Consider the following 14367-nt stretch of genomic DNA (forward strand, 5'->3'; position numbering starts at 1 on the left):
AGTTCAACGGCCCCGCACAGAAGGACTTCCGAACAAGCGGTGGTAGTTGTGTAGGAGCGAGCCTGCTCGCGATGGCGGTGTATCAGGCACATAAATGTCGAATGTACGGCCGATATCGCGAGCAGGCTCGCTCCTACAGGTCTATTGGTGATCTGCGGATGTGCGGTTACTCAGCCGGATCGAGCCGATCCAGCGCCCGATTCACTGCCAATACCAAACGAGGGGTGGTGGCCATACGCAGGTTGGTAGACCGGTCCAGGAACCCGGCGCATCCGAAGACGCCCTATGCATCGCCACCATTAAGCAGAGACAAAATACTCTGCAAAGCGTGGTGCTCTGCGCCTAGATAACCGGGCTACCAAACCCGATCGCTGTTGTTTTCCAGCGACCGGCAAACGATAGAACCCGGCTCCAAGACGCACAAGCCGGCGGATTCTGGCGTAGCTGTAGGCAATGACGCAAGCCGTCGTAGCTTGCTGGAAGTAACGCTGACAGCCGTTAAACAGATCCGGAACAGCAGGCTGCAGAATATCTGGCACACACCAAAAACCTGTGGGAGCGAGCTTGCTCGCGATGGCATAAGTGCAACCTACGCAATTTTCTGCCCCCTTCCTATCAGTTCTGCTAGTACCCACCGAAAGCAACTGAGCCCAAACTCAGGCATTCACGTCCCTGAGAGTAGGAGTCACCATGTCTTCCCCTCAAAAAGTCCTGAATTGCCGTTATCGCTATGATCCACTGGATCGCCTCACCAGCCACAATCTGTCCGATACCCCGGAACGTCATCGCTTCTACTGCAAAAGCCGTCTGGCCACCGAGGTACAGGGTGCCATCGGACACTCCATTGTCCAGCAGGGTGGCTGGCTGCTGGCGCAGCAACAGCGTCAGGACGGCGGGCTCGATACCACCCTGCTAGCCACGGACCTGCAACGCTCGGTGCTGAACACGCTCAAGAGCGGCCAACAACGACAACCCATCGCCTATTCCCCCTGCGGCCATCGCCCCGCCGAAAGCGGTTTGTCCAGTTTGCTGGGGTTCAATGGCGAACGGCCAGACCCGGTGACCGGGCATTATTTGTTGGGTAATGGGTATCGGGCTTTTAATCCGGTATTGATGCGATTCAATAGTCCGGATAGTTTTAGTCCATTTGGGAAGGGAGGATTGAATGCATATACATATTGTTTGGGAGATCCTGTAAATCAAGGCGACCCAGATGGACAATCGCCATCAGTTTTCTTCAAAGCATTATTCACACGAAAAATAAAAATAGGTGGCTACACAGAAAAGATACGACCAGAAATATCGATCTGGCAGGCAATGCGTGCTAAAAGGGAAATGAAATCAATAACAAAAAAACTCGACGCGAACAAAAAACTACTGAACAAAACCTTTAAAACTGATATGGATAATGCCTACGCTCCACCTCCAGAACCACGACAAAGATCCTTGCAAAGTATTGCGGCAGACGCTATCAATTCATATGACAAAATAGACTCCAACGAGATACCAAGCTCAATAAAGAAAATCATAGAGAGCGAAGCCAAATTTCAAAAATCAAAGACTGATACCATTCAACAATTCTATGAAGAAGTCAGTGATTTTCACGGCCACCTGGATTTAAGAACACTTGATTGGGCCGCTTCAAATGGGAGTTACGTTAATATAGGACGAGACCACAACCAACTCATAAAACTAGCGAAAAACTATCAGCAACGCATATCAGCCATACGACTAGAACAAACCACATTGGACAACAGGAAAGGATCGATTAGAGCTCAAAACTTCCGTTAATGGTACAGGTACGCCGGTCACTCCAGAGCCCATCGAATTGCTCTCACACAGAGGAACAATCGATGGGTATTGTTTTAATCAGACACTGGAAGTTGCTATCTACATTAGCGGATGGAGTTGTTCATCGAACTGCGACAGTTTCGGAAACACCAGCGGCTGATCATCGCTCAGATGCTGCAGTCGCTGCCCGTAATCCACCAGAAACTGCTGGCGCGCCTCGTCACTGATGTACGGCACATGCCAGGCCACGAACGGCTCCAGCACATCGAACCCGACGTAAGCCAGGGTGCCACGCAGAATCGGCCGCAGCATGTCCTCCAGCGGGCCGTGAATCGCGCCTTCGCCGAACATGTGTTCACGCCCGCCCAGGGTCACGGTTACCAGCGCTTTCTTGCCGGCCAGACCACCCTGATCGTAGAAACGCTTGCCGCCATAGCAGATGCCCGACACCAGCACCCGGTCGATCCAGCCCTTGAGCATGGCCGGGGTGGAGAACCAGAAGATCGGGAAGTTGAGGATCAGCAGGTCGGCCCACAGCAGTTTGTCCAGCTCAGCCTGGATATCCGCCGCCAGCGACTGGCTTTTCACGCCCAGGCGTTGCTCCAGGGCATAGACCAGGTATTCGGGGTTTTCCCGATTCGAGAAGTCCGCGTCGCTGGCCACCGGGTTCCAGTTCATTTTGTACAGGTCGCTGACCTGCACTTCGTGGCCCTGGGCTTCAAGCGTGGCGACAGCCTGGTCCCGCAGGGCGGCGGTGAAGGATTGCGGCTCCGGGTGAGCGTGGACGATCAGTACTTTCATGGTGGTTCCTTAGACTTGTTCCAGCGTATCGGTTGAAGGTGTGGAAGCGCGCGTGGCCAGCAACCGGTCGAGCCAGTCGGGATCCATTTGCGGTTCGGAAGAAAACAGCAGCCCGGTGTAGTCCTGATGCGGCGGGGTGAAGATCTGGCTGCGCGAGCCGTGGTCCACCACCCTGCCCCGTTGCATCACCAATACCTCATCGGCGATCGCCCGCACAGTAGCAACATCATGGGTGATGAACAGATAGCCGACACCCAGTTGCTGCTGGATGCGGTTGAGCAATTTCAGTACGCCTTCAGCCACCAGTTGGTCGAGGGCCGAGGTCACTTCATCGCAGATGATCAGTTGCGGCTCGGCCGCCAGGGCCCTGGCGATGCAGATGCGTTGCTTCTGCCCGCCGGACAGCTCCCGGGGCTGACGATCCATGAAGGTCGCGGGGTCGAGCTCGATCATCTCCAGCAGTTCGGCAACCCGGGCGCGCATGGCTTTACCCTTGAGGCCAAGATAAAACGTCAGCGGCCGGCCGATAATGTCGACGATGCGCTGGCGCGGATTCAGCGCGGTGTCGGGGATCTGGTAGATCATCTGGATGCGCCGCAGTTGCTCCTTGCTGCGTTGGCGAAAGTCCGCCGGCAAGGGTTCACCGTCGTACAGCACCTGGCCGTAGGTCGGTGGCAGCAAACCGGTGATCAACCGCGCGGTGGAGCTTTTGCCACTGCCAGACTCGCCGATCACCGCCAGGGTCTGACCACGGTAGAGCTTGAGGGAAACGTCGTGCAGCACCGGTTGCTGGCCATAACTGGCGCAACTGTTGCGCAGTTCCAACAGCGGTTGTTCCTGCTGCGGACAGGCCTTGGGTTCGGTGCGAAAACTGCGCACCGCCCACAACGACTTGGTGTAGTCCTCCTGCGGGTCACCGAGCATCTGCCGGGTTTCGGCCTCTTCCACCAGCTTGCCGTGACGCAGCACCATGATGCGGTCGGCCATCTGCGCCACCACCGCCAGGTCGTGGCTGATGTAGATCGCCGCGCTGCCATAGGTCGCGACCGCGTCACGAATGGCTGCCAGCACCTCGATCTGGGTGGTGACGTCCAGCGCGGTGGTCGGTTCGTCGAAGATGATCAGGTCCGGATGGCAGGCCATCGCCATGGCGGTCATGACCCGCTGCAACTGGCCGCCGGAGACCTGATGCGGATAGCGCTGGCCGATGGTTTCGGGATTGGGCAAGCGCAGTACCCGGTACAACTCCACCGCCTCGCGCATGGCCTGCTCGCGGCTCATGCCGCCGTTTTTCACAGCGGTTTCGACGTGCTGGTCGATCAGGCGATGGGCCGGGTTGAACGAGGCTGCCGCGCTCTGTGCCACATAGGCAATACGCAGCCCCCGCAGTTTACGCAGGGCCTCAGGCTTGGCGTTGAGCAAGTCGATGCCGTCGAAGTGCACCGAGCCGCCGGTGATCCGGCAGCCGTCGCGGGTGTAGCCCATGGCCGACAGGCCGAGGGTCGACTTGCCCGCGCCGGACTCGCCGATCAGCCCCAGCACCTCGCCCCGTTGCAGGGTCAGGTCGATGCCCTTGATCAGCGGATGCCAGGCATCTTCGTAATGCCCTTCGATGTGCAGGTTGCGGATTTCCAGCAGAGGTTTTGAGGTCGTCATGTTCAGCATTCCTTGAGGCCGCTGGATTTGTGCAGCATCCAGTCGACGACGAAATTGACGCTGACTGTGATCAAGGCCACGGCCAGGGCGGGCAGCAACGGGCTGATGTCGCCAAAGGTGATCAGCACCGCGTTGTCGCGCACCATGCTGCCCCAGTCGGCGGTGGGCGGCTGGATGCCCAGGCCGAGGAACGACAGCGCACTGATGAACAGGAACACGAAGCAGAAACGCAGGCCGAACTCGGCAATCAGCGGTGCCGCCGCGTTCGGCAACACCTCGCGGGTCACCAGCCACCACAGGCCTTCACCGCGCAGGCGTGCGGCTTCGACGAAATCCTGCACCACCACGTTCATCGCCACAGCACGAGACAGCCGAAACACCCGGGTCGCATCCAGCAGCGCAATCACCAGCACCAGCGACGTCGCCGTGGTGCCGACCACGCTGAGAATCAGCAAGGCAAAGATCAGTTGCGGAATGGCCATCAGGATGTCCACCACCCGGGACAATCCCTGGTCGACCCAACCACCCTTGATCGCCGCGATCAGGCCGCTCAAGCCGCCGAGCAGAAACGCCAGGACGGTGGTGAGGAAGGCTATGCCCAGGGTGTTGCGCGCGCCATAGACCAGGCGGCTGAACATGTCGCGCCCGAGGTTATCGGTGCCCAACAGGAACTGCCCGCCCCAGGGGGCAAAGCCCTCGCCCACCACCTGGGTTTCGCCGAACGGTGCCAGTACCGGCGCGAAGATGGCCACCAGCACGTACAGCAGGATCATCAACAAACCGAACTTGGCGCTCAGGGGCGCCTGCCACACTTGTTTTAACAGGCTCATAGTCTACCCCTTCGGATGCATCAAGCGTGGGTTGCTGGCAATCGACAGCACATCGGCACTGGTGTTGAGCAGGATGTAGGTCGCGGCGAAGATCAGGCTGCAGGCCTGCACCACCGGGATGTCACGCTTGGCCACCGAGTCCACCAGCAACTGGCCGAGCCCCGGATAGACAAACACCACTTCGACCACCACCACGCCAACCACCAGGTACGCGAGGTTCAGCGCCACCACGTTGACGATGGGGGCCAGGGCATTGGGCAAGGCGTGACGGAAGATGATCCGCGACTGGCTGATGCCCTTGAGTCGGGCCATTTCGATGTAGGGGCTGGCCAGCAGGTTGATCAAGGATGCACGGGTCATGCGCATCATCTGCGCGATGACCACCAGGCTCAGGGTCGCTACCGGCAACACCGAACGCTCCAGTACCGTGCCCAATGAGGCGTCCGGCGCGAGGTTGGAAATGCTCGGGAACCAGTTGAGCTTCACCGCGAACACCAGGATCAGGATGTAGGCGACGAAAAACTCGGGGAACGACACCGCGCTCAGCGCCGAGGTGTTGAGCAAACGGTCGAACCAGCTGTTGCGGTACAACGCCGCGAGCATCCCCAGCAGCAAAGCCAGCGGCACCGACACCAGTGCCGCCAGCAAGGCGAGGCTGAAGGTGTTGCCCAAACGCGTACCCACCAGTTCGGCGATCGGCCGCTGGTTGGCCAGCGACACGCCGAGATCACCTTGCAGCAGGTGCCAGATCCATTGGCCAAAGCGGGACAATGGCGGCAGGTCCAGCCCCAGTTGCGCGCGATACGCCGCCACGGTTTCCGGGGTAGCCGACTGGCCGAGCATGGCCTGGGCGATATCGCCCGGGAGCATGCCGACGGCCAGGAAAATAATCACTGATACCGCGAATAGCGATAACAGCCCCAATGCGAAACGCTGAAGTAGCAACCTGAAAATACTATTCACCGCGCAGTTCCTTACGAAGACCACAGTTTCCAACTGTAGGAGCGAGCTTGCTCGCGATGGACGTCAACAATGACGCGGGCTGTCTGAGTGCCCGCGTTGCCTTGGCGTTTTTCGCGAGCAAGCTCGCTCCTACAGTGGTTCTTCATCGTTGACGAATGCCTACGCCTGCCACCACCGCTCGATCACCCGCAGGCCATCCAGCTCGCCATAGGGTGCGGTCTGTGCGCCGTGAGCAACCTTGTTCGAACGCGCCGCCACGGAACTGGCGAACAACGGCACGATCGCCCCGCCCTCGTCCCGGCACAGCGCCTGCATTTCGTTGTACATCTCGCGGCGCAGCGGGTCGTTCATTTCGCCGCGAGCGGCGTTGAGCAGTTGATTGAAGCGCGGGTTGTCCCAGTGGGTTTCGTTCCACGCCGCGCCCTTGGCGTAACCGATGCTGAACATGCGGTCGGCGGTCAGGCTGCTGTACCAGAACGAAGTGGTGAATGGTTGCTTCATCCACACGTTGGAGAAGAAGCCGTCCGCCGGTTCGCGCACCACGTCGATGTCGATCCCGGCGGCGCGAGCCTGCTCCTTGAACAGCACCGAAGCATCCACGGCGCCGGTATAGGCTGCGTCGGAGGCTTGCAGGCGAACCTTGAGCGAATCCAGACCGGCCTTTTTCAGGTAGAAGCGCGACTTGTCCGGGTCGTAGGTGCGTTGCTCCAGCGCAGTGTTGATGAAGCGGCTGCCAGGCTGGATCGGATGGTCGTTACCCACCAGGCCATAGCCATGCAGCACCGAAGCCAGCAGGGTTTCGCGGTTGATCGCGTGCTTCATCGCCAGGCGCACGTCGTTGTTCTGGAACACCTGGCTGTCGGTGAGCATCGGGAAGGTGTAGTGCTGGGCGCCTTTGGTTTCTTCGATGACCAGGTTTGGATTGCGCTTGAGCAGCGCCACGGTTTTCAGATCGACCTTGTTGATCACGTCCACTTGCCCGGTGACCAGCGCATTGACCCGCGCCGCGCCGTCAGAGATGGCAATCAACTCGGCACTGGCGAAGTGTGCCCGGCCCGGTTTCCAGTAATCGGGGCTGCGCTCCAGGGTCATGCGCACGCCCGGCTCGAAGTCCTTGAGGCGATAGCCACCGGTGCCGGCGCCGGCCTGCCAGTCCGCCGCGCCATCCTTGCTCGGCATGATCGCCAGGTGGTAATCGGCGACTACATACGAGAAGTCGGCGTTACCCGAGTGCAATTCGAACACCACGCTGTCGATGCCGTTGGCGCTGACCTTGGCCACGTCACCCAGCACGGTCTTGGCCGCCGAGGTGGATTTCTCGCCGAGGTGATGCTGGATCGAAGCGACCACGTCGTCGGCGGTCAGGGTCTTGCCGTTGTGGAAGGTCACACCCTGACGAATCTTGAACGTCCAGATACGCGCGTCGGGGGTCGAGGTCCAGTTTTCGGCCAATTCGGGGATGGCCGTGCCGTCGACGGCGATTTCGGTCAGGGTGTTATAGACCGCCGAGAAGCCGACGAAGGTGAAGGTGTCGGACCAGGAGCCAGGGTCCCTGGAGTCGGTGGTGCTGCCACCGGCCAGGCCCAGACGCAGAACACCGCCGGGTTTTGGCGTGGCCTCCCCGGCAAAGGCGCCAAACGGCAGGCCCATGGAGAACGCCCCGGCCACCGCTGCGGCAGCGGCGCTGTACTTGAGGAAGTCTCTACGCGGAAAACTGAATTCATGGTTCGCTTGAGTAATCTTGTTTTTGTTATCGCTCATTGCATTGTCCCTGATCAAAAAGCTAATGAATTACCGGTTCAAAACCACGCAAGACACCGGGCCATGGCCCGGTGCATACAACGTTTGAATCGCCAACCGTCACACCTGGATCGCCTTCACTTCGACGAATTCGTTCAGCCCCTCCTCACCCCATTCGCGACCGTTACCCGACTGTTTGTAGCCACCGAACGGCGCCTGATAATTGAACGCCGCACCGTTGAGAAAGCACTGACCGGCGCGCAGCTGACGCCCCAGTTGCAAGGCACGCTCGGCACTGCCGGCCCAGACGCCGCTGGACAGGCCGAACGGCGAGTCGTTGGCGATCTGGATCGCTTGCGCCTCATCGGCGTAGGGAATCAGGCACAGCACCGGGCCGAAGATTTCTTCCTGGGCAATGCGCATGCGGTTGTCGACATCGGCGAACAGCGTCGGGCTGACATAGAAGCCGCGCTCGAACGTCGATGGCGTGTCACCGCCGCACAGCAGTCGTGCGCCTTCCTGTTGGCCGACCTTGATGTAATCGAGCACGGTGCGTTTTTGCCCGGCCGAGCACATCGGGCCGAGGAAGCTTTGCGGGTCGAGGGGATCGCCCATGCGCAGGCTCAACGTTTCCGCCAGCGCCAGTTCCACGGCCTCGGCGTAGCGGCTGGCCGGCAGCAGCATGCGGGTCAGCGCGGTGCAGGTCTGGCCGGAGTTGATCATCACGTCCTGCACGCCGTAGCGCACCGCCGCTGCCAGGTCGGCATCCTCGGCGATCAGCAACGGCGACTTGCCGCCCAGTTCCAGGCACACGCGTTTGACTGAAGGTGCCGCTGCTTGCGCGACCCGCACCCCGGCACCGGTGGAGCCGGTAAACGACACCATGTCCACGTCCGGGTGTTTGGCCAGCGCTTCGCCGACTTTCGAGCCCGGACCGCTGACCAGGTTGAACACCCCGGCAGGCAGGCCGATGTCCTCGATCATCTGCGCCAGCAGGAAGGCATGCAGCGGGGTTTCCTGACTCGGCTTGACCACCACCGTGCAACCGGCGGCCAGTGCCGGGGCGAGTTTGCCGATCAACTGGTGCAGCGGGTAATTCCACGGATTGATGAACGCGCAGACGCCCACCGCTTCGCGAATCACCAGCGAGTTGCCGACTTCGCGCACCTCGTCCATGAGATGCGCCAGTTCGACGTACTGCTCAAGGCCAGTGATCGGCCCGTCGACCTGCACCGAGCGGCACCATTGCACCGGCATGCCCAGTTCCGTAGTGATGACCGCGGCCATCTCATCGGCACGATTGCGCAGTTGATCGGCCAGTGCACGGATATAACCGGCACGCACGCTGGACGGCGTGCGCGACCATGAAGCGAAGGCCCGGCGAGCCGACGCCACGGCGTTTTCAACATCGAGTTCATCACCCAGCGGAACGCTGCCGCAGACTTCCTCGGTGGCCGGGTTGATCACCTCGGCGATGCCCCGCCCCGACGGGGTTTGCCAGCGGCCATCAATGAACAGTGTCTTGTGATTAAGCATGAACCTGGGCCTCCATCAATTCCTGGGCACAACGGGCAATGCGCTGGCAGGCATCGCGCAGCGGTTCGGCACCGACCACCAGACCGAGGCGAATGTGCCCCGCCGCGCTCGGACCAAAGGCCTCGCCCGCCAGGACCGACACGCCGTGGCGATCCAGCAGACGGTCGGCAAACGCCTGGGCGCTGAGCCCGGTCTGGCGGATGTCGAGCATCACGAACATCCCGCCATCGGGTTTCAACGCCCGCACGCCGGGGCAATCGGCCAGGCTGTCGCACACCAGATCGCGACGCTGGCGATAGGCTTCGCGCATGGCTTCGAGTTCCGGCAGGTCGCTTTCCAGGGCCACCACGGCGGCGTCCTGAATAAAATCCGGCGAGCCGTAGAGCATGCACAACGCGAGGTTTTCCAGGTGCGCGGCCAAAGATGGCGGCGCCACCACCCAGCCGACGCGCCAACCGGTCATGGCGTGGGATTTCGACAGGCTGTTGAGGGTCGCGGTGCGCTCGGCCATGCCCGGCAGGCTCGCCGGGCTGACGTGTTCGCCTTCGAACAGCAGTTCGCTGTAGACCTCATCGGAAATCAGCCACAGGTCGTGGCCGATGCACAATTCAGCCAAGGCGGCCCAGGTGCTGCGCGGCAGGCTCGCGCCCGACGGGTTGTGCGGGCTGTTCAGTGCCAGTGCCCGGGTGCGCGGAGTGATGCGCGCGGCGACATCTTCGGGCAACACGCGAAAGCCGTTTTCCGAGCGTACGGGCACCGGCACCACCACGGCACCGCAAGCACCGAATACCGCTTCGTAGGTGACGTACATGGGCTCGGCGACGATCACTTCGTCACCGGGATTGAGTACGCATTGGGCCACGCTGAACAGCGCACATTGCGCCCCGGCCAGTACGGTGACCTGATCGGCCGAAACGCTTTGGCCGCTGCGTTGTTGATGACGCCTGGCAATGGCCTCGCGCAGGGCACGCTTGCCGCGCACCTCGGCATAGTGCGTGTTGCCGTTCAGCAGGCTATCGATGGCACCCTGCACGATGGGCTGCGGCGTGTCGAAATCCGGGTCGCCCACGGACAACAGCAGAATGTCTTCGCCTTGCTCGCGCAGTGCAAGGGCGCGGTAGTGAATGTCCCACGCGGCGGCGCCGTCACCGGCGATACGTTGAGTCAGATCGGAAAAGCGCATGGCCTTCCTCCTATAAACATGATCCCTGTAGGAGCGAGCATGCTCGCGAAAAACGTTAGGGCAACCCGGTCATTCAGACAGCGCGCGTAATCGTTGACGTCCATCGCGAGCGTGCTCGCTCCTACAGTGAACTCAGCGAACGCAAGCATGCTTGAGCTCAATCAGGGTGACGCCGTTGCGAGTGAAGCCATGGCGCAGGTCGGTTTGCAGTTCCGCGAGGTTCTGCGGCTGGGTCACGGTGCAGCCGAACGCACGAGCGAGGGCGGCAAAATCCGGGTTGCGCGGCAATACGCCGATGGGCTCGATGTCCAGGCCGAGCATGTCGTCGCGGATCTGCCCCAGCGCGTCGTTGTTCCACAGCAACACCACCAGCGGGCTGTCCAGTTCTTCCACGGCAGTGGCCAGTTCCTGGGCGGTGTAGAGGAAACCACCGTCGCCCACCAGCACCAGCCCAGGCCGTTGCGGCGCACCGAATTTGGCGCCGATCCCGGCCGGCAGGCCATATCCCAAGGTGCCGTAGCCGGTCGGGTGCAACCAACTGCGAATGGCGAGGCTGTCGAAGGCATAGTTGCCGGTGTAAGCCAGTTGGGTCATGTCGGTGCTGATGAAGGCGTTGTCCGGCAGCTCCGCCGCAATGCGATCCAGAATCGCCTGATGGATTGACTGCAACGGGCCATGGCTGGCCTTGACCGCTTCACGCAGTGCGGCGACCGAGGCAATCGCAGCGCTGGCCTCGCGCACGTCGGTTTGCAGGCGCTCAAGCAAGCCACTGAGGGTTTGTTGTGCATCGCCATGCAACGCCACCGCGCAGGGGTAGAAGTCGTTGAATTTGCGTGGGTCGATGTCCACTCGCAGCAGTTCGCCATTGAGTGGCAGGCGTTCGCGCCAGAAGTCGGTGTCGGCCATTTCGGTGCCGACCGCCAGCACCACGTCGGCCTCGGCGATCAGGTTCCAGCCCGCCTCCACACACAGGGATGAGCCGGCGTTGAGCGGCGCGTCCGGCGGCAGCAGGCCTTTACCGGCGACGCTGGTGAACAGTGGCGCGGCCAGTCGGGTGCTGATTTCTTGCAGCTCAGAGATGGCATTCAAGGCGCCACCACCGGCAATGATCATTGGTCGCTTGGCAGCGTTGAGTTTGGCCACGGCTTGATCAATTGTGGTGGTCGACGCCGGGCCACGCCCCGGACGACGCACCACCTCATTGCTCCAGTCACGGGCAATCGGCGCCGACAGCACATCCAGCGGCACCGAGATGTGCACCGGGCGCGGGCGCTCGCTGTCGAACACCGCGTAGGCACGGGCGATCAGTTCCGGCAGGTCTTCGGCGGTCAATGCCACCGCGGAGAACGCGGTGATCGGCGCGGTCATTGCGCGCTGGTCCTGGCACTCGTGCAGGCTGCCCCAGCCCTTGCCCAGGCTGGCGCTGTGGTTGACGCTGGAAATCACCAGCATCGGAATCGAGTCGGCGTAGGCCTGGCCGATGCCGGTGGCGGCGTTGGTCACGCCGGGACCGGTGATGACAAAGCACACACCGGGTTTGCCGCTGACCCGGGCGTAGCCGTCGGCCATGAAACTGGCGCCCTGCTCATGACGAGTCAGCACATGGCGGATGCCACTGCCGGGCAAGCCGCGATACAGCTCCAGGGTGTGTACGCCGGGAATGCCGAACACGGTATCGACGCCGTAGTTGGCCAACAGGCGCACCAGGGCCTGGCCACCGGTCAATGTTTTGCTTTGCATGTTCATGTCCTCACTCGTGGCCGAAGCGAATCAACGCATCGACCGCAGTCGTGCCTTGGGCACCGACCAACAATGGGTTCACATCGAGTTCCAGCAACTGCGCGGCGTTTTCGCAGGCGTAATCGGCCACGGCGCGAATCGCAGCCACCAGGGCGTCGAGATCTGCGGACTCACGACCACGGAAACCTTGCAGTAGCGGTGCGCTGCGCAGACTGAGCAAGGCATTGCGGATCGCGCCGTCGGTAGTCGGCAGCAACAGACTGCGACTGTCCTTGAGCAACTCCACCAGAATGCCGCCGGCACCGATCACCAGGGCGAGGCCGAAATCGTTTTCGCGCTTGATGCCGACAATCAGCTCAGCCAGTGGCGGCTTGGCCATGGGTTCGAGCAACAGCTGATCGAACACGACGCCCGGGGCGTAAGCGGCAATGCTGGTGCGCATCTTCTCCAGTGCAGCGCTCAATGCCGCGCCATCCTTGAGGTTCAGCGCCACGGCACCGGCCTCGGTCTTGTGTGGCAGTTGAGCGCTGACCGCTTTGAGTACCAGCGGATAGCCCAGGGTTTCTGCGTCCTTCAGGGCCTTGTCCGGCGTGCTCAATACGCCGTTGGGCGTCGGCAGGCCAAAGGCTTTTAACGCCTGTTTGGAATCCCATTCATTGAGCAAGCGTCCCTCGCCTTCCAGCGCCTGCGGGCACAACGGCACCAGCGCCGATTCCCCCAGCGCCAGCAAGGCATGGCGATTGCGCTGATAACCGGCGATGCGGCCCCACGCGGCCAACCCGTCTTCAACGCCCTGCAAGGCTGCGACGCCTTGGGTGTGCAGACGTTCACGGGCATGGGCCGGCAGCAACTCGGGGAAGGCCGAGGTGACGAAGCCGGTCTTGCCGTGACGTTGCAGTGCCGCGCAGTACAACTCCAGAAGCAGGTCGCATTCCTTGCGCTCGCCGGTGAACTCCGACGGATAGTCGAGTACCAGCATCGCCGCGTCGGCTTCGGTGCGCAGCGCACTGTCGAGCATGCGGTTCAAGGCTTCGCCGTCGCCCCAGATCGCCGTGGTGAAATCCAGCGGGTTGACCAGGTTGGCGTAGGTCGGCAGCACTTGCGCGAGTTCGCCGACCTGCCCTTGGTCGAGTTTCGGCAGGCTCAGGTCGTTGCGTTCGGCGTAGTCGGCAATCAGCCCGGCGTCGCCACCGGAACAGGCCAGCGCAATCAGGCTGTTGCCCGCCGGCAGATTGCCGCAGGCCGCGGCTTTGAGGGTTTCGACAAAACTCACCGGGCCGCTGACGCGAATCACCCCGAGACGGTCGAACAGCGCGTCATACAGCGCATCGGAGCCGGACAGCGAACTGGTGTGACTCAAAGCCAGCTCGGCGCCGATCTGCGACACACCGGTTTTCAGGGCGATGATCGGGATGCCCTTCTCCAGCGCCTTGCGCGCGGCACGGGCGAAACCCGGCACGTTCTTCAGGCCTTCGAGGTGCAGGCCAATGGCGGTGACCCGAGGTTCGTCGAGCAACACGTCCATCAGTTCAGCCACGCCCAGTTGCGCCTGATTGCCCACCGAGGCCATGTAGGCCACCGGCAGCGAGCGGTCGCTCATGGACAGGTTGTAGGCGAAGTTGCCGCTCTGGGTCAGCACTGCCACGCCCTTCTCCACCGCTTTGCCGCCATGGGCCACCGGCCACAGAGCGGAGCTGTGCAGGTAGTCGAGCAGGCCGTAGCAGTTGGGGCCGAGCAAGGCCATGTCGCCAGCGGCCTTGAGCAGTTGCTGTTGCAGGGCCTGGCCTTCGGCACCGGTCTCGGCGAAGCCGGAGGCGTAGCAGATCGCGCCGCCTGCGCCGATGGCGGCCAGTTCGGCCACGCAAGTCAGGGTCAACTCACGGTTGGTCGCAATAAATACCGCGTCCGGGCCGCAAGGCAGCTCGGCAACGCTGCGCACGCAAGGAACGCCTTCGAGGCTGTCGTGCTGCGGATTGACCAGCCACATTTGCCCTTGGTAGCCACCCTCGGCACAGCGCTTGAGGGCGCGGGCCATGCTGCGGCCGCCGACGAACGCCACGTGTTGCGGCGCGAGCATGCGTTTGAGGTTGTCACGAATGGTGTGGGACATGGGAGTTCTCCGGGCCG

10 protein-coding genes are annotated in these 14367 nt (G+C 61.8%); 1 reads left to right on the plus strand and 9 read right to left on the minus strand.

What is annotated here, in order from left to right; translation table 11 throughout:
• Positions 1–690: 690 nt before the first annotated feature.
• Positions 691–1791, plus strand: coding sequence for an RHS repeat-associated core domain-containing protein (locus AC3WTM_RS15025; RefSeq protein WP_102669587.1), 1101 nt, complete (start codon positions 691–693; stop codon positions 1789–1791).
• A gap of 99 nt (positions 1792–1890) precedes the next feature.
• Here the strand turns inward: AC3WTM_RS15025 and AC3WTM_RS15030 are convergent, their stop codons facing one another.
• The 9 genes from AC3WTM_RS15030 to AC3WTM_RS15070 form a co-directional block, all read right to left on the minus strand.
• Positions 1891–2592, minus strand: coding sequence for an NAD(P)H-dependent oxidoreductase (locus AC3WTM_RS15030; RefSeq protein ID WP_102669586.1), 702 nt, complete (start codon positions 2590–2592; stop codon positions 1891–1893).
• Between the two features lie 9 nt (positions 2593–2601).
• A complete protein-coding gene (locus AC3WTM_RS15035; protein ID WP_102669585.1) occupies positions 2602–4248 on the minus strand; it encodes an ABC transporter ATP-binding protein in 1647 nt (548 codons plus the stop codon).
• A gap of 2 nt (positions 4249–4250) precedes the next feature.
• Positions 4251–5078, minus strand: a complete 828-nt coding sequence (locus AC3WTM_RS15040; RefSeq protein WP_102669584.1) for an ABC transporter permease — start codon at positions 5076–5078, stop codon at positions 4251–4253.
• A 3-nt stretch (positions 5079–5081) separates the two neighbouring features.
• A complete protein-coding gene (locus AC3WTM_RS15045; protein ID WP_102669583.1) occupies positions 5082–6041 on the minus strand; it encodes an ABC transporter permease in 960 nt (319 codons plus the stop codon).
• 159 nt (positions 6042–6200) lie between these two features.
• A complete protein-coding gene (locus AC3WTM_RS15050; protein ID WP_102669582.1) occupies positions 6201–7802 on the minus strand; it encodes an ABC transporter substrate-binding protein in 1602 nt (533 codons plus the stop codon).
• A gap of 99 nt (positions 7803–7901) precedes the next feature.
• Positions 7902–9317, minus strand: coding sequence for an aldehyde dehydrogenase family protein (locus tag AC3WTM_RS15055; protein WP_102669581.1), 1416 nt, complete (start codon positions 9315–9317; stop codon positions 7902–7904).
• Entirely contained in the window at positions 9310–10500 is a 1191-nt protein-coding gene (locus AC3WTM_RS15060; protein ID WP_102669580.1) for a pyridoxal phosphate-dependent aminotransferase, read from the minus strand. The genes AC3WTM_RS15055 and AC3WTM_RS15060 overlap by 8 nt, the downstream gene beginning before the upstream one ends.
• Before the next feature lie 132 nt (positions 10501–10632).
• Positions 10633–12240 carry a 5-guanidino-2-oxopentanoate decarboxylase gene (locus AC3WTM_RS15065; RefSeq protein ID WP_102669672.1) on the minus strand — a complete coding sequence of 536 codons (1608 nt, stop codon included), beginning with the start codon at positions 12238–12240 and terminating at the stop codon, positions 10633–10635.
• A 10-nt stretch (positions 12241–12250) separates the two neighbouring features.
• Positions 12251–14350 (minus strand): acetate--CoA ligase family protein, encoded by a 2100-nt coding sequence (locus AC3WTM_RS15070; protein WP_102669579.1) that lies wholly within the window; start codon positions 14348–14350, stop codon positions 12251–12253.
• Between the last annotated feature and the right edge of the window lie 17 nt (positions 14351–14367).

The sequence above is a fragment of the Pseudomonas sp. EU05-FHT14B02 genome, assembly GCF_058791055.1.

Excerpts from the sequence above, each read along its gene's own strand:
- AC3WTM_RS15025 (WP_102669587.1), top strand. The coding sequence starts at position 691 with ATGTCTTCCCCTCAAAAAGTCCTGAATTGCCGTTATCGCTATGATCCA.
- AC3WTM_RS15030 (WP_102669586.1), bottom strand. The coding sequence starts at position 2,592 with ATGAAAGTACTGATCGTCCACGCTCACCCGGAGCCGCAATCCTTCACC.
- AC3WTM_RS15035 (WP_102669585.1), bottom strand. The coding sequence starts at position 4,248 with ATGACGACCTCAAAACCTCTGCTGGAAATCCGCAACCTGCACATCGAA.
- AC3WTM_RS15040 (WP_102669584.1), bottom strand. The coding sequence starts at position 5,078 with ATGAGCCTGTTAAAACAAGTGTGGCAGGCGCCCCTGAGCGCCAAGTTC.
- AC3WTM_RS15050 (WP_102669582.1), bottom strand. The coding sequence starts at position 7,802 with ATGAGCGATAACAAAAACAAGATTACTCAAGCGAACCATGAATTCAGT.
- AC3WTM_RS15055 (WP_102669581.1), bottom strand. The coding sequence starts at position 9,317 with ATGCTTAATCACAAGACACTGTTCATTGATGGCCGCTGGCAAACCCCG.
- AC3WTM_RS15060 (WP_102669580.1), bottom strand. The coding sequence starts at position 10,500 with ATGCGCTTTTCCGATCTGACTCAACGTATCGCCGGTGACGGCGCCGCC.
- AC3WTM_RS15065 (WP_102669672.1), bottom strand. The coding sequence starts at position 12,240 with ATGCAAAGCAAAACATTGACCGGTGGCCAGGCCCTGGTGCGCCTGTTG.
- AC3WTM_RS15070 (WP_102669579.1), bottom strand. The coding sequence starts at position 14,350 with ATGTCCCACACCATTCGTGACAACCTCAAACGCATGCTCGCGCCGCAA.